We start from the raw sequence: 19,242 nt of genomic DNA, 5'->3' as shown, positions 1-19,242 counted from the left end.
TCGGCCGGCGGCCCGTCCGCGTGTCGCCGCTGGGCCGGGACGGGGTCCCGGTGACGGCGCGGTCCTGGATGTCGCCTTCTTGACCGTCGCTTTCCGCACCGACCGTTTCATCAGCTTCCCGGCCCGCTTCGTCGTGGCCCGCCGCGCCGGGCGGTCCGGTCCGCTCCCGGCGGCGTCAGGCTCGCCGCGCATGCAGCGCCGGAGGGTCTCCGGGTCGAGCCCCTCGTTGAAGGCCTGGTGGAGGAGTTGGGCGAAGGTGTACGTGGGGTCCAGGCGCAGGGCGAGTCCGAGCGCGACCCGGGCCGTCGGCTCGTCGCCGCGGGACCAGGCGACCCAGCCCGCGAGGGCGAGCGGCGGGACCGCGTGTTCGGCGTAGGAACCGACGCAGCGACGGGCCAGGGCGCGCCAGAGCCGTAGCGCCGGTTCGGCGTCGGGGCCCTCCATCCACCGCGCAGCCCGGTCGCGGATCTCCCGGTCCTGGAGGCCGACGATGACCGCCGCCGCCTCGTGGTCGGCGATGAGCCGGTCGTCGGCGGCATCCGTCTCGCCGTCGCCCTCGACGGCGCGCCCGCCCCCCTCCCGGCGTGGTGGCACGGGCGGTGTCTGTGCCAAGCGGTCGATCAGCTCCCGTGCTGTGCGAAGCGTCGACACACCGACCTGCGCGCGGTCGCCACCGCCCAGAATCAACGGCACCAGCGCGCCGGCGGCCTCGTCCAGCGCCTGTTCCTGACTCGCCGCCGTCTCGATGGAACCACGCCAGGGCTCCAGCCTGGCCTCCATCTCCCGCAGGGATCCCCGTACTTGGATCCCCGCGTAGGCGGAGGCGGCGGCCATCACGGAGGTGCCGGGCAGCGCCAGCACGGTGCCCTCGGGCGGGCAGCAGCGTGTGTCCGGGCAGCAGTAGGACCAGAAACGCCCGTCTGAGATGCAGAGCACCTCGTGCACGGGGATGTCGAGGCGGCCGAAGCCCGTGCGGATGAACTGCGCGAGCGGTTGCAGCCGGTCGCGTACGCCCCGGCCGGTGGCGCCGTTCTCCGGATCCTGGCAGAGGAAGGCCACGATCCCGTCCGGGCGGGATCCACGCCGCTCGCTCCCCTCCACCAGGCACGCGGCCAGCTGCGCGGAGACGGGCTCCCACTCACGGGGCGAGCGCGGGATGCCGAGCCTCAGCCGCCCGCCGAAGCGGCCTTCGTCGCCGTGCAGCGCGACGAGCACCACCGAGTCGGAAGGATGGAAACCCATCAGAAAAGGCAGGGCATCGGCGAGTTCGGCGGGGCTGCGCAGGGTGACCTGCTGCTGCTCGTCGGCGGGACGGGTCGGTTCGGTGTGCTTGTTCATGGCTCGACGCTCTCGCGGAACCCGAAATCCCGCGACCCCTGTGGATAACGTTATCCACAGGTCAGTTCCGGCCAGGACGAGCCGCCCGCCTACCGCTCACCGCTCCCGGATCCGGGGGTCGCCGACCTCTTCGACGCCACCCGCCGCCCAGCGCAGGAGAAAGCCGAGCGCCTCGTCGGAGGGCGAGCCGGGCGGCGCGGTGTAGGCGACGAGGAACTGTTCGGGGTGGGTGTCGACGGTGAACTGCTGGACGTCGAGGGTGATCTCGCCGACGACCGGATGCAGATAGGTCTTGGAGAGCTGCCTCGGCCCGCGCACCTGATGCCCGGCCCACCAGGTCCGGAAGTCCGGGTCCCGGACGCTGAGTTCACCGACCAGGGCGGCCAGCGCGGGATCGTGCGGGGAACGGCCTGTTTCCATCCGCAGCGTGGCGACGCACTCACGGGCGGCGCGGGGCCAGTCCGCGTACAGGGCACGGAAGGAAGGGTCGAGGAAGGTCAGCCGGATCAGATTGCGCTCCGCGGGCGGCAGCGCGCCGTAGTCGGTCAGGAGCGCCTCGGCCGCCCGGTTCCAAGCCAGTACGTCCATGCCGCGGTGGAGCACCAGCGCGGGAACGTCACGCATGGTCTCCAGCAACTGCCGCATTCGGGGGGCGACTTCGGAGCGCCCGGAGCGCCGCCGCCCCGTCGCCGGGGTGATGTCGGCCAGCGTCAGGAGATAGGCGCGCTCGTCCGGGGCGAGCTGGAGCGCGTCGGCCAGCGCGTCCAGGACCGGCCGGGAGACACGGCGCGTACGCCCCTGCTCAAGACGGACGACGTAGTCGACGCTCACGTGTGCGAGCTGGGCCAGCTCCTCCCTTCGCAGCCCCGGCACACGCCGCAGCCGGCCGTCGTCCGGGAAACCCGCCTCCCCCGGGTCGCACTCCGCGCGGCGGGCGCGCAGGAAGTCGCCCAGTTCTCTGCTCGCGGACGGAGCGTCGCAGTCTGCCATGCCTCCAGTGTCGTCGCGTCCGTGGCGATGTGCCTGGTACTGACCCGCATAGGCAGAGCCCTCCCTGGCGGCGTCGTCCCGCCGGCGCGACGGTGACGAGGTGGCCGGCGAACCCGACGGCCGCCGGAGCCCGGCTCCGTACCCCTCCCGCCATGTCCGACTGGAGTGCCACATCATGCGTACCGACGTCACCTTCCCCAGCGTCGACCTGAAACTCGCCGGCCACCTGTACACCCCTGACAGCGAGGCGCCCGGGCCGCGTCCGGCGCTCGTGGTCGGCCACCCCGGAAGCGGGGTGAAGGAACAGACCGCCGGACTGTACGCCCGCCGGCTCGCCGAGCGGGGATTCGTCACCCTCGCCTTCGACGCCGCCTACCAAGGAGAGAGCGAGGGCGAGCCGCGCGGTCTGGAGGATCCTGGCCAGCGGGTCGAGGATCTCAAGGCCGCCGTCTCCTTCCTCACCACCCTGGACGCGGTCGACCCCGGCCGGATCGGGGCGATGGGCATCTGCGCCTCCGGCGGATACGCCCTCACCGCCACGGCCACCGATCACCGTATCCGGGCCGTCGGGACGGTCAGCGCCGTCGACATCTCCCGCCAGTTCCGGCTGGGCGCCGACGGCACGCAGGACCCGGCCGTCCTGGAGGGCATGCTCGACGCGGCCTCGGCGGCGCGCAGCGCGGAAGCCCGTGGCGAGGACGTCCGGCGATTCCCGCTCTTCCCCGCCACCGAGGAGGAGGCGCGCCGGGGCGGCCCGCACGTCCACGAGGGCTGGGAGTACTACCTCACGCCGCGCGCCGAGCACCCGCGCTCGGCCAAGGCCCTGACCTGGACCAGCGTCGATCGCCTCGCCACCTTCGACGCGTTCGCCCCCGTCGGACTGATCGCCCCGCGCCCGCTGCTGCTGATCGCCGGGCGCGAGGCGGTGACCTCCTGGATGAGCGTGGAGGCGTTCCAGAGGGCGTCCGGCACGAAGGAACTGGCCTGGATCGAGGGCGCGTCGCACATCGACCTCTACGACAAGAACGCGTACGTCCTGCCCGCCGTCGAGCGGCTGGCCGGATTCTTCACCACTCACCTGGCGGCGTGAGCAACCGCATCGAGAACTACACAAGTAACTTGGCAAAGTTACTTGTGTAGTTTTACGGTGGGGTCATGGACACGAATCCCGGGCCCCGACAGTCCGACGTGCTTGCGCAGAGCCTCAACGACGCGATGAAGCGGCTGCGCGCCCGACTGCGTGCGGAATCGGGACAGCACGCGACCGGCCTGACCGCCACGCAACTCGCCGTACTGGCCGGCGTCGTCCGTGAAGGCCCGGTCACCGCCGCCCGGCTCGCCTCGCTGGAGCACGTCAGCCCGCAGTCCATCGCGCAGAGCCTGGCCGTACTCAAGGCGGCCGGGCTGATCCACGGTGAGCCCGACCCGCGCGACGGCCGCAGAAAGCTGATCAGCCCCGACCCGGCCGCGACCGAACTGGTCCACAAGCTGCTCGCGGGCCGCGCCTCCTTTCTGACGCGTGCCATCGACGAGCGGCTCGCCCCGGATGAGCTGAAGGATCTGGAGAAGGCCGTCGAGCTGCTGGAGCGGCTGGCCGCGGCCGAGCCGAGCGACGGCGGCATATGAGAGGCGGCGCCCGAGGCGCCGTCGCTCCGGCGCGCGGTCTCGCCCACGGGCCCTTCGCCTGGCGGTTCACCACCCCGCTGTACGTCGGGTCCGCTCTCAACCCGGTCAACAGCTCGATCATCGCGACCGCCCTCGTGCCGATCGCCGTCGAACTGCACGTCTCTGTGGGAAGCACCGCCGTACTGATTTCCTCGCTCTACCTGGCCAGTGCCGTCGCGCAGCCCACCGCCGGCAAACTGGCGGAAGTGTTCGGCGCGCGCCGGATCTTCCTCTCCGGCATCGTCCTGGTGCTGCTCGGCGGCGTGGTCGGTGGTCTCGGCCAGAACCTGGCGACGCTGACCGTCGCCCGCGTCCTGATCGGTATCGGCACCTCGGCCGGTTTCCCCTGCGCGATGGTGCTGATCCGGCGCCGGGCCGAGGACACCGGCCTCGACACCCCTCCGGGCGGGGTGCTCGGCGGCATCGCGATCGCGGGCATGGCCACCGCCGCCGTCGGCCCGCCCATCGGCGGGCTGCTGGTCGGCGCGGCGGGCTGGCGCTGGGCCTTTCTGATCAACATCCCCGTCACCCTGGCCGCGCTGGCCATGGCGGTGCGCTGGCTGCCCAAGGATCCCGTGCCCGAGGGTGGGCGCAGCGGTTTTCCGCAGGTCGCCGACCGGATCGACCTGCCCGGCATCGTCGGCTTCGCCACGTCGATGAGCGCCCTGGTCATCTTCCTGATGGGGCTGCCGCGGGTCCGGTGGGCCGCGCTCGCCGTGTGCGTACTGTCCGCCGTGCCCACCGTCGCATGGGAGCTGCGGAAGACCGCGCCGTTCTTCGACTTCCGCGGGCTCGCCGCCAACGGCGCCCTGGCCCGCACCTATCTGCGGCAGGCGCTGACCCTGCTCGGCGTCTATTCGGTGCTGTACGGAATGACCCAGTGGACGCAGGCCGCGCACGGGATGTCCACCGTGGCGGCGGGGCTCCTGCTGCTGCCGATGGGCGCCGTCTCAGCGCTGCTCGCGCGTCCGCTCGCCAAGCGCAATCTCGTACGCGGACCGCTGATCGCCTCGGCGGCGACGATGCTCGTCGGCTCGGCCGGCATCATGCTGCTCACCTCCGGCAGTCCCGTGATCGCGATCGTGCTGGTGTCGCTGGTCTTCGGCGTCACGTCCGCCGCGACCACGGTCGGGAACCAGACGGCCCTCTACGTCGCGGCGCCGCCCGATCAGATCGGCACGGCCTCGGGTCTGTTCCGGACCTTCGGATACCTCGGATCCATCATCTCCGCCGTGATCGGCGGCCTCGTCTTCCGTGACGGGGTGAGCGACCGCGGTCTGCACACCCTCGGCCTGGTACTGGTCGTGGCCGGTTTCGCGGTCCTGTCGCTGACGGTCCTCGACCGCCGGCTGATGGGCCGGGGGACGCGTCGGCCGGCCGGCACCCACGACACACGGGACTCCCAGGACGCCCCCGTGAACCTCATTAAGGAGAACCGCGCATGAGCACCCCCACCCTGCCCACGATCGCCCCCGAGCGCACCGCGCTGCTGGCGATGGACTTCCAGAACGGGATCCTCCCGCTCGCCCCAGAGCCCGACGCTCTCATCGACCGGGTCAAGGGCGCCATCGCCGACGTCCGCGCCGCCGGCGGGACCATCGGACATGTCCGCGTCGCCTTCACCGAGGACGACTGGGCGGCTGTCCCCGAGACCAACAAGACGTTCTCGGCGGTCGCCGCCGCGCGGACGCTGCACCACGAGGCCGGCGCCACCCAGATCGACCGGCGGATCGCCCCCGAGGACGGTGACATCGTCGTACGCAAGGTCCGCGTCGGCGCGGGCTCCACCACCGACCTCCACGAGCAGCTGCGTTCGCGCGGCGTGGACACGCTGATCCTCGCGGGGATCAGTACGAGTGGAGTCGTCCTGTCCACGCTTGTGGACGCCGCCGACCGCGACTACCGCCTCTACGTTCTGTCCGACGGAACCGCCGACCGCGATCCCCAGGTCCATCGGGAGCTGATCGACAGGGTGTTCCCGTCCCGGGCCCATGTCATCGACACCGCCGGGCTGCGCGAGCTGCTCCCGTCGTCGGTGCGGTGAGCCTGGTGTGCGTGCTCAGGCTCGATCCGCCCCGGGGGACGTGGCCGTCTCCCGGTACAGGACCAGGTGTTCGTGGTGGAGTACGCCATCGCGGATGTCGCCGGTGGCCGTGAAGCCGGTGTCGTCGACGTAGTCGATGTGATCGCCGGTGACGGTGTACGCCCCCGTGTAGGCGCTCTCGCGATCACCGCGCGCCTCGTCGTATCGGCCGTCGGCGCGCAGTTCCTGGCGGATGAGACCGTCCGCGGTCACCCACATGCCGACGTAGGGGTGCGGGTGGAGTGTGTCGTCGCTGTTCATGGCCCCACGGTCTCCCGTTGCCGTGGGACGTACCAGGTCACGGCGTTCCTGGGCGTCGCGCACCCACCCTCGTACGCCAGACGTCAGCGCGCCGCCGAAGGAGGCGGCAGCCGCATGTGGGCGAGGTCGGGCGGGATCGGGGTGTCGGGGCGGAAGAACGGCGCGGCTTCCCCGTCGGGCGAGGTCGCGGGAGCGTCGGCGAGGCGGAAGCGGTTCCGCAGGCGGCCGTAGAAGTCGGTCGGGTGGAGGCGGATGAGGCGTACCCGGTTCCGGGCACGGAAGACGCCGATCCAGTCGCCCGGGTCGAGGACGCCGCTCAGCTGGCCGTCGATACTGACGGCGGCCTGGCCCGAGTGCGGAAGGACCTTCAGGGCGACGGGTTCGTCCGGCGCCGCCACGACGGTGCGGTTGAAGGTCATGTGCGGGGCGATCGGGGTGAAGACGACCGCGTCCATGTGCGGGGACAGGACGGGCCCGCCGGCCGCGAAGCTGTAGGCCGTGGATCCGGTGGGCGTGGCCACGGCGAGGGCGTCCGCGGCGTACGAGGCGAGCAGGCTGCCCGCCAGATAGACGCCGACGGCGACCTGATGGTCGCGGGCCAGCTTCTCCAGGACGATGTCGTTCAGCGCGACGACGTCCAGAGCCAGGCCCCAGCCCTCTCCTTCGGTGGTCGCGGGTCTGATCCGTGGTGGGGGCAGGGCGGGGCCCCGGCCGTAGCGGAGCAGGCCCTCCATCTCCTTGGGGATCTCCAGGGCACGGGAGGCGCGCATCGTCAGCGTCATGCGTTCCTCGACGACGGCATGCCCCTGGTGTACGGCCTCCAGCGCCTGCGTCACGTCGTCGGCCGGCACCTCGGTGAGGAAGCCGACCTTGCCCAGGTCCACGCCCAGCACGGTCGCACCGCAGTTGACGGCGATGCGCGCCCCGCGCAGAAAGGTGCCGTCCCCGCCGAGCGTCACCACGAGGTCCGGATCGCCGGCCGCCGCGGCCTCCTCACGGCTGCCGCGGCGGTGCTCCTTCGCCCAGACGTCGATCTCGGTGCAGCGGATGCGGTTCGCGTCGCACCAGGCGTGCACCGCGCGGGCGACGTCCACGGCGGCGGAGCGCCCCTGGTGGACGATCAGTCCGATGCGTCGTACGGGCATGGCAACCTCCGGAACCGCGCGAACCGCGGATCCACATCGCGAGAAGGACTCGCGCACAAGTTAGCCGTCGACGGCGGCGGGATCCGGGAACAGCGCGTCGGTTTCGGTCCGATCCGCGCGCCTTGTGGACAGGGTTTTCCACAGGCCGGGTCCGGCATTCGCGCTTTGTCCGAGCCATCAGGTTGCATGGGGGCATGACCAACGCAGAACGCGCAGCTCTCCGGGCCTCGGCCGACTCCGTCCTCGCCCGTCTTGTCGGTGACGCCACCGGCGCTGCCCGCCTGCGCGAGGATCAGTGGCGGGCCATCGAGGCGCTCGTCGCCGACAAACGCAGAGCGCTGGTCGTGCAGCGGACGGGCTGGGGCAAGTCCGCGGTGTACTTCGTCGCGACGTCCCTGCTGCGCGCCCAGGGTGGCGGCCCGACCGTGATCGTCTCCCCGCTGCTGGCGCTGATGCGCAACCAGGTGGAGGCCGCCGCCCGCGCCGGGATCAGCGCGCGCACGATCAACTCGTCCAACTCCGAGGAGTGGGACACGATTCAGGCCGAGGTGGCGGCCGGCGAGGTCGACGTGCTGCTCGTCAGCCCCGAGCGGCTCAACAATCCCGACTTCCGCGACCAGGTCCTGCCCGCCCTGTCGGCGGCCACCGGTCTGCTGGTGGTGGACGAGGCGCACTGCATCTCCGACTGGGGTCACGACTTCCGCCCCGACTACCGCCGGCTGCGCACGATGCTCGCCGAGCTGCCGTCCGGCGTCCCCGTGCTGGCCACGACCGCGACGGCGAACGCGCGCGTGACGGCCGACGTGGCCGAGCAGTTGGGCACGGGAGCGGGCACGGACGCGCTCGTGCTGCGCGGAGCGCTGGACAGGGAGAGCCTGAGTCTCAACGTGCTCGCGCTGCCGGACGCCGCGCACCGGCTGGCCTGGCTCGCCGATCATCTGGTCGATCTTCCGGGCTCCGGGATCATCTACACCCTGACGGTCGCGGCGGCCGAGGAGGTCACCGCCTATCTGCGCCAGTGCGGCCACACCGTCACCTCGTACACAGGGCGTACGGAGAACGCGGACCGGCAGCAGGCCGAGGAGGATCTGCTCGCCAATCGCGTCAAGGCGCTGGTCGCCACCTCCGCGCTGGGCATGGGGTTCGACAAGCCCGACCTCGGATTCGTCGTCCACCTCGGCTCCCCCTCCTCCCCCATCGCGTACTACCAGCAGGTCGGCCGTGCGGGGCGCGGGGTCGAGCACGCCGAGGTGCTGCTGCTCCCCGGCAAGGAGGACGAGGCCATCTGGCAGTACTTCGCGTCGGTCGCCTTCCCGCCCGAGGAGCTGGTCCGGCGCACGCTCGACGTCCTGGCGCACGCGGACCGGCCCCTGTCGCTGCCCGCTCTCGAACCGCTGGTCGAGCTGCGGCGCACCCGGCTGGAGACGATGCTCAAGGTGCTCGACGTGGACGGCGCGGTGCACCGGGTCAAGGGCGGCTGGACGAGCACCGGTCAGCCCTGGGTGTACGACGCGGAGCGGTACGCGTGGGTGGCGCGCCAGCGGCGTACCGAGCAGCAGGCCATGCGGGACTACGCGACGACGACGGCCTGCCGGATGGAGTTCCTGCGGCTCCAGTTGGACGACGAGGAGGCCGCGCCCTGCGGACGGTGTGACAACTGCGCGGGGGCCCGGTTCACGGACAAGGTCTCCGGCGGTGCGCTGGACGCCGCCCGGGGCGAGTTGGGCAGGCCCGGCGTGGACGTGGAGCCGCGCAAGATGTGGCCGACCGGGCTGACCGCCGTGGGCGTCGATCTGCGGGGTCGGGTTCCCGCGGGTGAGCGCAGTTTCCCGGGGCGGGCGCTCGGCCGGCTCTCGGACATCGGGTGGGGCAACAGGCTGCGCCCCATGCTGGCGCCGCAGTCGCCCGACGGTCCCGTGCCCGACGATGTGGTGAACGCCGTGGTGAGCGTCCTGGCCGACTGGGCGAAGGGGCCCGGCGGTTGGGCGTCCGGGCTGGAGGACGCGCCACCGCGACCGGTGGGTGTGGTGACCGTCGCCTCGCGGAGCAAGCCGCAGCTGGTGGGGTCGCTGGGCAGCCGGATCTCCGAGGTGGGCCGGATGCCGCTGCTGGGGACGGTCGAGTACGCGCCGGGCGCCGAAGGGGGCCATATCTCCCGTACGAACAGCGCCCAGCGGGTCCGGGCGCTGCACGAAGCGTTCACCGTGTCACCGGAGTTGGCCGAGGCCCTGACCTCGGCGGCGGGTCCCGTCCTGCTCGTGGACGATCTCTCCGACACCGGCTGGACGTTGGCGGTGGCCACCCGGCTGCTGCGCAGGGCCGGAGCCGAAGGGGTGTTCCCCCTGGTCCTCGCCGTCCAGACGTGACCACGTATCAGAGGGGCCCCGGATGGGCAGGATCACGGCAGGGATATGAGCGCCATTACCGCTCATTCCGGTCAGCGGTGCCAATTGCTCGTTGCCGCCTGCCCCAAGCCCGGCAAGAATTGGAGATGCCCCCCGCACGGTCCCACCGTTCGCGGTCCGGACGGACTGTGCCCCGGCGCGCCTCACCCGACCCTGCCCGCACTGTGGGCGCGTATGCGAAGGGAGGAACGTGACCTTCGGATTCGCTCCGTCCGCAGCCTCATCGATCACGACAGCCGATTCCGTCACCCGCCTCGCCAGAATGCTGGAACCCGCCGAATGGGCGGCGGCCGGCATACCCCTGCTCCGTAGCCCCCGCGAGGTCGTCAGCGGTCTGCACTCCCGGCACCGGCCGACCCCGGCGACCGCCGTCGTCGCCGTCCTCGACCATGAGGAACGTCTCGCGGCCAGTGCCTCGTTCGCGCCACGGGCGGCGCCGGTCGACGGGTGGGAGTTCCGAAACGCCCTGCTCGCGCACCTGCGCCGGGTCATCCCGCACGATCTGCGCCGCCGTACGCCGGTGCGCACCGCGGTCCTCCTCTACTGCCGCGACGGCGACGAGCGCTGGACGGAGGAGGACGGGGCCTGGATGTGGGGGCTGCGGGACGCCTGCACGTTGCACGGCCTGCGCTGCGGCGCGTACATCACGCTGACGCGTGGCGGCTGGCAGGTGCTGGGCGAGGGCCGGGGCGGCCGTCGGCCCAACTCCGACTCTCCGCCCGAGAGCCTCGCCGAGACGGTGTCCGACTCCGCTCCTTCACCCCTGCGTTCGGGGGGCGGCGCGGTGGAGGCGCTGCGGCGCGTGGCGGCCCGCTGACCCGTCGCCGGACACGGGCGCCGGCCCGGCCGCCCACGCGGGGCAGCCGGGTCATGAACGGCCGTGACCACAGCGGGATCCAGGGCCGGAGCCCTGGCCCACTCCTCGGTGGGATCCGGGTCAGACGCCCGCGCCGAGCACGGAGTTGACCCGCTGCGGGTCACCGCACACGACGAGCAGCGCGGCGGCACGCTCCCGCGCCGGAGGCAGTACCCGCGCGAGGGCGTCGTCGCCACCACCGTTGACCGCCACGACGACCACGGGGCGCGCCGTCGCGCGGCCCACGGCCGAGGCGTCGGCGAAGAACACGTCCTCGCCCGTGTCGTGCTGCTCCCAGTAGGAGTTCTCGCCGAAGGACAGTTCGTGCGTGGCCCACGGGTGCTGGTCGCCCGTGGTGAGCACGAGGATGTCGCCCGGCGCGCGGCCGGAGTCCAGCAGCAGGTCCACCGCCTCGTCGGCGGCGTCCAGCGCACCCTCCGCCGAGGCGGGGATCAGCTGGATCTGAGGAACGGAACGGGTCTCCTCCGGTACGGCGGCGGGCCGTTCGGCGGGGACCTGCGAGCGCTCCGGCGGCGCGGGCCTCGCGGGACCGCGGCCCGGGTGTCCGGGACGCGGTGTGGCCGCGGACCTCGGCCCGGGAACGGGACGGGGACGCGGGCCTGGTACGGGACGGGGGGTCGACGCGGCGCGGCCGGTGGCCGGAGTGGCGCGGGGACCCTGGGCGCTCTCGTGAATCTGAGGCTCCTCGGGGATGAGAGGCATGAGTGGATGTCTATCAAACGCCGACGCGCAAGTCACCGGCGGGTGGGCACATGTGTCCCATTTGTTTCTCTTGCCGAGTACGGCCGGGGCAGTGCGCGGGCCGTATCCGCCAGAACCGAGCGGATCGCTCGGACGGATCGTCCGGAGCGGGCCGTTCGGATCGTTCGGGGCGTTCGGGTCAGAAGTCGAAGCCGAGCTGGCCCTCGCTCTCCAGCAGCTCCGCCTCGGCGGAGATACGGACCTTCTTGAGATGGCGCCACCGGGGCAGCGCGTCGAGATAGGACCACGAGAGCCGGTGGTGCGAGGTCGGCCCCCGTTCGGCCAGTGCCGCCTTGTGTACCGGCGAGGGGTATCCCGCGTTGGCGTGGAAGGCGAAACCGTCGCATTCCTCGGACGTGGCGCCCAGTTCGGCCATCATCGCGTCCCTGCGCACCTTGGCGAGCACCGACGCGGCGGCCACCGAGACACAGGAGATGTCGCCCTTGATGACCGTCCGGACCCGCCAGGGCGTGCCGAGGTAGTCGTGCTTGCCGTCGAGGATCACGGCGTCAGGCCGCACCGGCAGCGCGTCCAGGGCCCGTTCGGCGGCGAGCCGGAGCGCTGCCGTCATCCCGCGGTCGTCGATCTCCTCCGGCGACGCGTGCCCTATGGCGTAGGAGGTCACCCACGATTCGAGCTCCAGCGCCATCTCGGCACGGCGTTTGGGAGTGATCAGCTTGGAGTCGGTGAGTCCGACGGGGGCCCTGCGCAGACCGGTGACGGCCGCGCAGACCGTGACCGGACCTGCCCACGCCCCGCGTCCGACCTCGTCGACACCAGCGATGATCTTGGCACCGGTGGTGGCGCGGAGCGAGCGCTCTACGGAGTGGGTGGGTGGTTCGTACGGCATGGCGCAACCAAGGTTACGCCGCCGCTCCCCCGCATGACACCCCGGGCTCCCCCGGACGTACGCGCCCCTCGGCACCGCCCCTGGGCGCGACGCGCCGTACGCCTCAACAGGCCCTCGCCGTAAGGCCGTCAGGCCGTACGGCCGGAACGGAACACGTAGCCACGATCCGGCGCCGGTCCGGGGAGGCGGGGCGGCGTCAGTCCGACGACGGTCGCAGCAGCGGCACCATCACCTGGTCGATGAGCTGCGCGATCTCCTCGTCGGGCCATTCGCTGTCGCGCACCTTCGACCGGTACATCAGCACGGCCGGGATGACGTCGAAGACGAACGAGCCGGCGGCGTCGGACCGTACGTCGCCCCGCCGGATGCCCCGGCGCACGACCTCCCCGAACAGATTGGACGACGGCTCGATCACGCCGCTCATGATCAGCGCCTGGAAACGCTCCGAGGACGACTTGTCGCATTCGTGCAGGACCGCGCGCAGCGCCCACCCGGGCCGGGAGTACATCGCGTCCCGGACCAGCCGGGTCAACTCGTAGAGATCGTCACGGACTCCACCGAGATCGGGCGCGTCGTCGAGAGGGGGAAGCCCCGCGGCCAGCGCGTCGGCGACGAGATCCTCCTTGGAAGGCCAGCGCCGGTAGACCGCGGCCTTGCCGGTCTGCGCCTGAGCGGCGACGCCCTCCATCGTCAGGCCGTTCCAGCCCACCGTGCTCAATTGCTCCAACGCGGCGTCGAGGATGGCGCGTTCCAGGACCGGTCCGCGACGTCTCGACACCGCCGTCCGCGGCCGAGCGGTGGCCGCCGAGCGTGAAGTAACCATCAGCAAAGTTCTCCATCAGGCAAAGACTCATACGGCAGCTCCAGTGAACGGTTGCGTTCACTGACGGGGACTCACTACCGTGGACGACACAGTGAACGCATCCGTTCACTAATTCACTTGGGGGATCCGTGGCGACAACCTCTCAACTAGCAGCAGAACCCGAACCGGGTGCGGCTCGCCGCGAGGGACGGCCCGGCATCGCGCTGACCGTCATCGCGGCCTGTCAGCTCATGGTCGTACTCGACGCGACGATTGTGAACATCGCACTTCCACACATCCAGGATGCCCTCAGTTTCTCCACCACGGACCTCTCCTGGGTCCTGAGCGCGTACACCCTCACCTTCGGCGGCCTCCTGCTGCTCGGTGGCCGCGCGGGCGACATCCTCGGCCGCCGCCGCGTCTTCATGGCCGGCATCCTGCTCTTCACCTTCGCCTCGCTGCTGGGCGGCTTCGCGCAGGAGCCCTGGCAGCTCCTCGCCGCCCGCGCGCTCCAAGGGGTCGGCGGCGCCATCGCCTCGCCCACCTCGCTCGCCCTCATCACCACGACGTTCCCCGAAGGACCGGCGCGCAACAGGGCGTTCGGAGTCTTCGCCGCCGTATCGGCCGGCGGTGGCGCGATCGGGCTGCTGGCCGGCGGGATGCTCACCGAGTGGCTCGACTGGCGCTGGGTGTTCTTCGTCAACGTGCCGATCGGCGTGCTGATCGCCGTCCTCGCACCGATGTACATCAGTGAGTCCAAGCGCCACCCGGGCCGTTTCGACCTCTCCGGCGCCGCCACGTCCACCCTCGGTATGGCCTCGCTCGTCTACGGTTTCATCCGGGCCTCGGAAGAGGGCTGGCGCGACTCCCTCACCATCGGATCGTTCGCGGCGGCCGTCGTCCTGCTCGCCGCCTTCGCCCTCGTCGAGTCGCGGGCGAAGGAACCGATCATTCCGCTCAGGATGTTCGCCGACCGCAACAGGTCGGGCAGCTACGTCATCATGCTGAGCCTGGCCGCGGCCATGTTCGGGATGTTCTTCTTCATCGTCCTGTTCGTACAGAACGTGCTCGACTACACCCCGATCGAGTCCGGCCTCGCGTTCCTGCCGGTGACCCTCACGATCGGCCTGGGAGCGGGGCTCTCGCAGCGGCTGCTGCCCGTGCTCGGCCCGAAGCCGTTCATGGTCACCGGCTCGACCGTCACGGGCGTGGGACTCCTGTGGCTGACACTGATCAGCCCGGACAGCTCGTACCTGAGCGGTGTGCTCGGTCCGATGGTGGTCTTCGGCTTCGGCATGGGGCTCAACTTCGTGACGCTGACGCTGACCGCGGTCTCCGGGGTCGCGCAGCACGAGGCGGGCGCCGCGTCGGGGCTGCTCAACGCGAGCCAGCAGGTGGGCGGTTCGCTGGGACTGTCCATCCTGGTCACGGTCTTCGGTACGGCGAGCCGCGACGAGGCCGAGAAGCAGGTGCCGTCGTTCATGGCGGAGGCGTCCCCGGCCGAGAAGGCGCAGTTCGCCACGGCGCACGAGCTGCCGGGGCGCTGGGGCCACGAGGTGCTGACGCAGGGCATCTCGACCGCCTTCACGGCCGCCGTGGGCATGGTGGTCCTGGCCCTGCTAACGGCCACGTTGGTGGTACGCGTACGCAAGAGCGACCTGGAGGCGCTCAGCGGCAGGGCGAGTGCGGGCGGGCCGGCGGCGTAGAGCTGGTGGAGCCGTACGGGACGTCCCCCGGGGGAGGACGTCCCGTACGTAGGAGGTGAAGAAGTACGACCGGAGCCGGGCGGCCCAACGGGCGGGGCGGCCGTCAGTAGCCGTCGCCGGTGCGCCCGTCGTCGTACAGGTCGCGCTCGCCGCCCGAGTCGTTCCGCGGATTCATCGACGAGCACTCCTCCCACTGAGGATCGATCGGCCGCTCGGCGAGGATGTCCCTCGCCCTCGACTCGCCCCAACTGGTCGCGTACCACGGTTCGTCCGCGTCGCCGAGATCCCGCTCGATGCCCTCAAGGGCGCAGGAGCGCAGCGGCTCGGGAAGCGTGTCGAGTGCCGGTACGGCGTCGGCGGAGAGCTGCTGGAAGTAGTTGACGTCGATCTTGTCGGAGGTCCGGTAGCGCTCGATGTTCCGTTCGGCGACGAGCGCGTCCGGCGAGATCAGTCCGAAGACCAGAACACCCGCCGCGCCGCTGACGGCCACGGCGCGCGGCAGCCAGCGCCCGCCGAACGCGCCGGCGGCCATAATCAGGACGATCACGAGCCCGAGCCACAGCTCCATCGCCGCCACCGAGACACGCAGCCGGGTCAGCCCGTACGCGTCCACGTACAGGTCCATGCGGCGCAGCGCGGAGGCGACGACGACCAGCGTGAGAACGCACAGAACACCGAGCACGGCACCCACGAGCCTGCGGTCCCCGGCCCCGTCGCGCGGTGCCCAGCGCCGCGCGAGACCGATCACGAGCAAGGTGAGCAGCGTGGCTCCGAGCAGCTGCCAGAAGCCCTGTGTGGCGTATTCGGCGTACGTCAGGCCGGTCTCGCTCAGGACCTTGTCGTAGCCGCCGAACAGCACGGTCAGCTGGACGCCGATGAACACGGCGAAGAGCAGATTGAGCACGATCAGCGGCAGCGCCCACTCGACCCGCCCGCGCGCCGGCCCCGGCCGTACGGTGATCCGGTCCCAGCGCAGCGGCGCCGCGGCCGTGTGGGCGGCGGCGAGCGCCCCCACGACGCCGAGCACGAAGAGCAGCGTGCGCCACGGTCCGTCGGCGACCGATACGTCGGGCGTCAGCCCGCCGAGCAGATCCGCGAACGCGGCGTCGGCGCTCGCGAAGAGCGCACCGAAGACGATCAGCAGGACGACCGCGACCGCCGCCGTACGGAGGACGGGTGCCCACCGGCCCCGTGAGCCCTCGGCGCGCTCGCGCACCCCCTGGACGCCCCACAACAGACCGGTGCCGAGCGAACCGAACAGTCCGAACGGGCCGAGCAGGACGCCGGGCCAGGTGCGGCCGCCGTGCAGGGCTAGCGAGCCGAGCGCCAGCGCGGACGTCACGGCGAGGAACGTCGGCCAGCCGGCGTCGCGCAGGGCGGGGACGGCGAGCAGCGCGACGCCGCCGACGGCCCAGACCAGGGTCCACGGGCGCAGCCGCCGTCCGGCGTCACGCGCGGCGAAGTACGTGGCGAGCGCGGCGGGCACGGTCACGATCAGCAGGTTGAGCCCGAGCCCGTCGCCGAGAAGCAGCGCGCTGAGCAGGCCGGTGACGGCGACGCACCACAGGGTGGCGACACTGACGCGCGCGGGCTCGTCGGAGCCGATCTCGCCGATCCAGACAGGAGGGTCGTGCCGCGGCGTCTGCCACTGCTGCCAGTTGGGCGGGAGCGGCTCCTGCGGTCGGCGCCCGGTGTGCGCGGGCGCGGGCCTGTGAGGCGCGGGCCGTGACTGCCCCGCCCCGGCGGCGCGGGCCGGCGCACCCGTGTGCGCCCGTACGGCGCGCGGGCCCGGCACCGCGTCCTCGATGTCCTGCCCTCCGGCAGTCGCGCGTGGTGGGCGCGGCCGCGGATCGGCATCCGGCGCCGGTTCCGGTTTGTCGTTCGAATGTGACGGCGTGTCTGGCACGAGCCCCCCTCAGCGCCCGGTGCCATGCGCACGGCGACAGGTCGGCGCTGGATCCCGGGCTCACGTAGACGCACGCCCGTGGATGATCAACGAGGCGGCATGGGGCGAGGCTAGCGCCATGCGGCGGGGGTGCTCGGGCCGGAGCGAGTCTGTGGCGGGACCGTGACAGTAGCGGCGGGCGCGCCTCCTAGGAAGGCGACGCCGCTGCCGCCGCGCCGCACTCGTCGCCGCGCCGCCCCGGTCGGGCCACCGCGCTACCGTGGGCCGGCCGGCAGCCAGTCGGGCAGTGCCTCCGTCTGCTCCACCCAGCGCGCCGGTGGTGCTCCGGTGCTCACCGAGGCGACCACTCCGCCGACGATGGCGCAGTTCGTGTCGACGTCGCCGCCGACCTGCGCCGTGTTCCAGAATGCCTGCTCGAAGTCGCCCAGCGAACGGGCCGCCGACCAGAGTGCGAACGGGACGGTGTCGTGCGCCGTCGTACGCCGTCCGCTGCCGAGTACGGCGGCGACCGTGCCGGCGTCGTCGTAGTCGAGCATGTCCCGTGCCCGGCGCAGCCCGACGCCCACGGCGCTGCGGGGCACGAGCGCGATGACACCGTCGAGCAGGTCCGCCGGGGAGGGCGGTCCGGCCTCGCCGGCCGCGATGGCGGTCGCGGCGGCCACCGCCATCGCACCGGCCACCGCCTCGCGGTGCTGATGCGTCGTGTACGCGGAGATCTCGGCCTGGTGCGTGGCCTGCTCGGGATCGTCGGCGTACCAGGCACCGAGCGGCGCGATACGCATGGCGGCGCCGTTGCCCCAGGAGCCCTGGCCGTTGAAGAGCCCGGCGGCCAGCGCACGCCAGTCGCCGCCCTCCCGGACCAGCCGGAGCATGCGGTTCACGGCGGGGCCGTAGCCGCGGTCGAAGTCGTGGTGCGTGGCGAAGGAGTGGGCGAGCGCGTCCTGGTCGATACGTCCGTGGACGGCGAGGACGGCCAGGACCGAGGTGGCCATCTCGGCGTCGTCGGTCCACTGCCACGGGCCGGGCGGCGGCTCGCGCCGCTTCAGCAGCGGATAGTTCACGGGGACGAAGAACTGTGAGCCGAGCGCGTCTCCTACGGAGAGGCCGCGCAGGCTGGCCAGGGCGCGCCGGAAGCGCGGGTCGAGCGGAGGGAGTGTGGTGTCAGCGGTCATCGCCCCCTCACTCTAACCGGTGATGCCGTACGGCTCCGGGGTCCGCCAGCGCTCGAACGGCCGGTCCAGCGTGTAGCGCCCGTCCTCGCCGAGCAGCAGGGTCCGGGACTCCCCGTTGCCGGGGTTGGACAGCGACTCGAACTCGGCGACGGACCAGTGGAACCAGCGCATGCAGAACAGCCGCATGGTCAGACCGTGGGTGATCAGCAGCACGTTCGCGGGATGGTCGGGCGCCTCGAAGCTCCGGTGGAGACTCTCCAGGAAGGCGCCGACCCGGTCGTACACGTCCGCGCCGGACTCGCCCTGGGCGAAGCGGTAGAAGAAGTGCCCGTAGGCGTCGCGGTACGTCTTCTGCAGACGTACGTCCTCGTGGTCCTGCCAGTTGCCCCAGTCCTGTTCGCGCAGCCGGGGCTCCTCGCGTGCCCGTACCAGCTCCGGGTCGAGGGCGAAGGCGCGGAAGGTCTCGTGGGTGCGGCGGTACGGGGACACGTACACGCTCACGCGCTCGCGGCCGAACACCTCGCGCAGCCGCGCGCCCGTCTCCTCTGCCTGGCGCCAGCCGGTCTCGGTGAGCCCCAGGGCATGGTCGGGCTCGCGTTCGTACACCGTGTCGTCGGCATTGCCCTCCGACTCGCCGTGCCGGACTAGGACGATGCGTCGCGGTCTCACCATGGGTCGACCCTAGATCGCGCGGCCGCGGAGAGGGCGGCGGCCCCCGGCGTCGCGCCGTACGCCGCTCCGTAAGCCGCCCCTACGCCCGCCTGTACGTCGCGCGCTCAGCGTGCCGCAGGCCGTGCCCTCTCCACCGGTGTCGGCGGCGCGGTCACACCGTCCAGCCGGGTTCGAGATCGACGACGTCGCCCGCCAGCGCCGCCACGTCCGCGGCGGTCTGGGCCCGCAGCGAGAGCCGTTCCACCCGCTCGATCCGGTACTTGCCGTGCTCGGCGGCCGACTGCCACATCGAGAGCACCAGGAACTCGTTGCCCGGCGCGTCCCCGAACACCCCGCGCACCATCCCCGGCGAGCCGGCCATCGCCGGATTCCACACCTTCTCCTGCATCAGCGCGAAGTGCTCGACGCGCTCCTGACGCACCTTGCAGTGCGCGATCCGGACCACGTCCGCGTCGGTGAACTTCGGCTCGAATCCCGTCTTCACATCGAAGCGGTAGTCGAAGAGCTTGGCCTGGGCGTCCCTGAAGGTGCCCGACTGCGCGGCGGCGAGCCGGTCGTGGGAGCGTGCCATGAAGGAGTCGTAGAAGGCCCGGCTCTCCCAGAACGCGAAGACGTGCGCCACCCCCGGC

At 71.9% G+C, this 19,242-nt stretch carries 18 protein-coding genes; 7 read left to right on the top strand and 11 right to left on the bottom strand.

The window, feature by feature from the left end:
- Both BHU15_RS16680 and BHU15_RS16675 read right to left on the bottom strand, forming a co-directional pair.
- Positions 1-1,338 (bottom strand): DUF4192 domain-containing protein (locus BHU15_RS16680; RefSeq protein ID WP_069627913.1); only part of this gene is annotated, 1,338 nt, incomplete at its 3' end.
- 96 nt (positions 1,339-1,434) lie between these two features.
- Positions 1,435-2,328 (bottom strand): helix-turn-helix transcriptional regulator, encoded by an 894-nt coding sequence (locus BHU15_RS16675; protein WP_069627912.1) that lies wholly within the window; start codon positions 2,326-2,328, stop codon positions 1,435-1,437.
- A 172-nt stretch (positions 2,329-2,500) separates the two neighbouring features.
- Here BHU15_RS16675 and BHU15_RS16670 point away from each other — a divergent pair, with 172 nt between their 5' ends.
- From BHU15_RS16670 to BHU15_RS16655, 4 genes are all read left to right on the top strand, one after another.
- Positions 2,501-3,418, top strand: a complete 918-nt coding sequence (locus tag BHU15_RS16670; protein ID WP_218028064.1) for an alpha/beta hydrolase — start codon at positions 2,501-2,503, stop codon at positions 3,416-3,418.
- A gap of 65 nt (positions 3,419-3,483) precedes the next feature.
- Complete coding sequence (locus BHU15_RS16665) at positions 3,484-3,954, top strand: MarR family winged helix-turn-helix transcriptional regulator (protein WP_069627910.1); 471 nt, start codon at positions 3,484-3,486, stop codon at positions 3,952-3,954.
- On the top strand, positions 3,951-5,438 hold the full coding sequence (locus BHU15_RS16660; protein ID WP_069627909.1) for an MFS transporter: 1,488 nt from the start codon (positions 3,951-3,953) through the stop codon (positions 5,436-5,438). The genes BHU15_RS16665 and BHU15_RS16660 overlap by 4 nt, the downstream gene beginning before the upstream one ends.
- The gene (locus BHU15_RS16655) at positions 5,435-6,037 is read left to right on the top strand and encodes a cysteine hydrolase family protein (protein ID WP_069627908.1); all 603 of its coding nucleotides are present in this window, start codon (positions 5,435-5,437) and stop codon (positions 6,035-6,037) included. Before BHU15_RS16660 ends, BHU15_RS16655 begins: the two co-directional genes overlap by 4 nt.
- Before the next feature lie 15 nt (positions 6,038-6,052).
- Here the strand turns inward: BHU15_RS16655 and BHU15_RS16650 are convergent, their stop codons facing one another.
- The gene (locus tag BHU15_RS16650; protein WP_069627907.1) at positions 6,053-6,337 is read right to left on the bottom strand and encodes an Atu4866 domain-containing protein; all 285 of its coding nucleotides are present in this window, start codon (positions 6,335-6,337) and stop codon (positions 6,053-6,055) included.
- Positions 6,338-6,420: 83 nt separating this feature from the next.
- Positions 6,421-7,482: an NAD(+)/NADH kinase gene (locus BHU15_RS16645; protein ID WP_069627906.1), complete on the bottom strand. Its 1,062-nt coding sequence runs from the start codon at positions 7,480-7,482 to the stop codon at positions 6,421-6,423.
- Between the two features lie 194 nt (positions 7,483-7,676).
- On the opposite strand from BHU15_RS16645, the gene BHU15_RS16640 reads away from it, so the two are divergent.
- Both BHU15_RS16640 and BHU15_RS16635 read left to right on the top strand, forming a co-directional pair.
- Entirely contained in the window at positions 7,677-9,848 is a 2,172-nt protein-coding gene (locus tag BHU15_RS16640) for a RecQ family ATP-dependent DNA helicase (protein WP_069622046.1), read from the top strand.
- A 229-nt stretch (positions 9,849-10,077) separates the two neighbouring features.
- Entirely contained in the window at positions 10,078-10,704 is a 627-nt protein-coding gene (locus BHU15_RS16635) for a hypothetical protein (protein ID WP_069627905.1), read from the top strand.
- 120 nt (positions 10,705-10,824) lie between these two features.
- On the opposite strand, the gene BHU15_RS16630 is transcribed toward BHU15_RS16635, so the two are convergent.
- From BHU15_RS16630 to BHU15_RS16620, 3 genes are all read right to left on the bottom strand, one after another.
- On the bottom strand, positions 10,825-11,466 hold the full coding sequence (locus BHU15_RS16630; RefSeq protein ID WP_069627904.1) for a hypothetical protein: 642 nt from the start codon (positions 11,464-11,466) through the stop codon (positions 10,825-10,827).
- A gap of 178 nt (positions 11,467-11,644) precedes the next feature.
- Positions 11,645-12,355 carry a ribonuclease HII gene (gene rnhB, locus BHU15_RS16625; protein WP_069627903.1) on the bottom strand — a complete coding sequence of 237 codons (711 nt, stop codon included), beginning with the start codon at positions 12,353-12,355 and terminating at the stop codon, positions 11,645-11,647.
- A 196-nt stretch (positions 12,356-12,551) separates the two neighbouring features.
- Entirely contained in the window at positions 12,552-13,178 is a 627-nt protein-coding gene (locus BHU15_RS16620; protein WP_069627902.1) for a TetR/AcrR family transcriptional regulator, read from the bottom strand.
- 128 nt (positions 13,179-13,306) lie between these two features.
- Between BHU15_RS16620 and BHU15_RS16615 the strand changes: the two genes are divergently transcribed.
- The gene (locus BHU15_RS16615; protein WP_069627901.1) at positions 13,307-14,863 is read left to right on the top strand and encodes an MFS transporter; all 1,557 of its coding nucleotides are present in this window, start codon (positions 13,307-13,309) and stop codon (positions 14,861-14,863) included.
- Positions 14,864-14,966: 103 nt separating this feature from the next.
- On the opposite strand, the gene BHU15_RS16610 is transcribed toward BHU15_RS16615, so the two are convergent.
- The 4 genes from BHU15_RS16610 to BHU15_RS16595 all read right to left on the bottom strand — a co-directional run bounded on the left by BHU15_RS16610 (position 14,967) and on the right by BHU15_RS16595 (position 19,235).
- Entirely contained in the window at positions 14,967-16,769 is a 1,803-nt protein-coding gene (locus BHU15_RS16610; protein WP_079128182.1) for a DUF4153 domain-containing protein, read from the bottom strand.
- A 254-nt stretch (positions 16,770-17,023) separates the two neighbouring features.
- Positions 17,024-17,941 carry an ADP-ribosylglycohydrolase family protein gene (locus tag BHU15_RS16605; RefSeq protein ID WP_069627900.1) on the bottom strand — a complete coding sequence of 306 codons (918 nt, stop codon included), beginning with the start codon at positions 17,939-17,941 and terminating at the stop codon, positions 17,024-17,026.
- A gap of 12 nt (positions 17,942-17,953) precedes the next feature.
- On the bottom strand, positions 17,954-18,613 hold the full coding sequence (locus BHU15_RS16600; protein ID WP_069627899.1) for a histidine phosphatase family protein: 660 nt from the start codon (positions 18,611-18,613) through the stop codon (positions 17,954-17,956).
- Between the two features lie 151 nt (positions 18,614-18,764).
- Positions 18,765-19,235, bottom strand: a complete 471-nt coding sequence (locus BHU15_RS16595; protein ID WP_069627914.1) for a DUF4937 domain-containing protein — start codon at positions 19,233-19,235, stop codon at positions 18,765-18,767.
- Between the last annotated feature and the right edge of the window lie 7 nt (positions 19,236-19,242).

Source organism: Streptomyces niveus (genome assembly GCF_001723055.1).
Lineage (GTDB): Bacteria > Actinomycetota > Actinomycetes > Streptomycetales > Streptomycetaceae > Streptomyces > Streptomyces niveus.
Note: the sequence above shows the minus strand (reverse complement) of the source record. Positions and strands in the feature narration are given on the sequence as shown.

What these genes read in the sequence shown, in the direction of transcription:
- BHU15_RS16675 (WP_069627912.1), bottom strand. Translation starts at nt 2,328, where the DNA reads ATGGCAGACTGCGACGCTCCGTCCGCGAGCAGAGAACTGGGCGACTTC.
- BHU15_RS16665 (WP_069627910.1), top strand. Translation starts at nt 3,484, where the DNA reads ATGGACACGAATCCCGGGCCCCGACAGTCCGACGTGCTTGCGCAGAGC.
- BHU15_RS16660 (WP_069627909.1), top strand. Translation starts at nt 3,951, where the DNA reads ATGAGAGGCGGCGCCCGAGGCGCCGTCGCTCCGGCGCGCGGTCTCGCC.
- BHU15_RS16655 (WP_069627908.1), top strand. Translation starts at nt 5,435, where the DNA reads ATGAGCACCCCCACCCTGCCCACGATCGCCCCCGAGCGCACCGCGCTG.
- BHU15_RS16650 (WP_069627907.1), bottom strand. Translation starts at nt 6,337, where the DNA reads ATGAACAGCGACGACACACTCCACCCGCACCCCTACGTCGGCATGTGG.
- BHU15_RS16645 (WP_069627906.1), bottom strand. Translation starts at nt 7,482, where the DNA reads ATGCCCGTACGACGCATCGGACTGATCGTCCACCAGGGGCGCTCCGCC.
- BHU15_RS16640 (WP_069622046.1), top strand. Translation starts at nt 7,677, where the DNA reads ATGACCAACGCAGAACGCGCAGCTCTCCGGGCCTCGGCCGACTCCGTC.
- BHU15_RS16630 (WP_069627904.1), bottom strand. Translation starts at nt 11,466, where the DNA reads ATGCCTCTCATCCCCGAGGAGCCTCAGATTCACGAGAGCGCCCAGGGT.
- rnhB (WP_069627903.1), bottom strand. Translation starts at nt 12,355, where the DNA reads ATGCCGTACGAACCACCCACCCACTCCGTAGAGCGCTCGCTCCGCGCC.
- BHU15_RS16620 (WP_069627902.1), bottom strand. Translation starts at nt 13,178, where the DNA reads ATGGTTACTTCACGCTCGGCGGCCACCGCTCGGCCGCGGACGGCGGTG.
- BHU15_RS16605 (WP_069627900.1), bottom strand. Translation starts at nt 17,941, where the DNA reads ATGACCGCTGACACCACACTCCCTCCGCTCGACCCGCGCTTCCGGCGC.
- BHU15_RS16600 (WP_069627899.1), bottom strand. Translation starts at nt 18,613, where the DNA reads ATGGTGAGACCGCGACGCATCGTCCTAGTCCGGCACGGCGAGTCGGAG.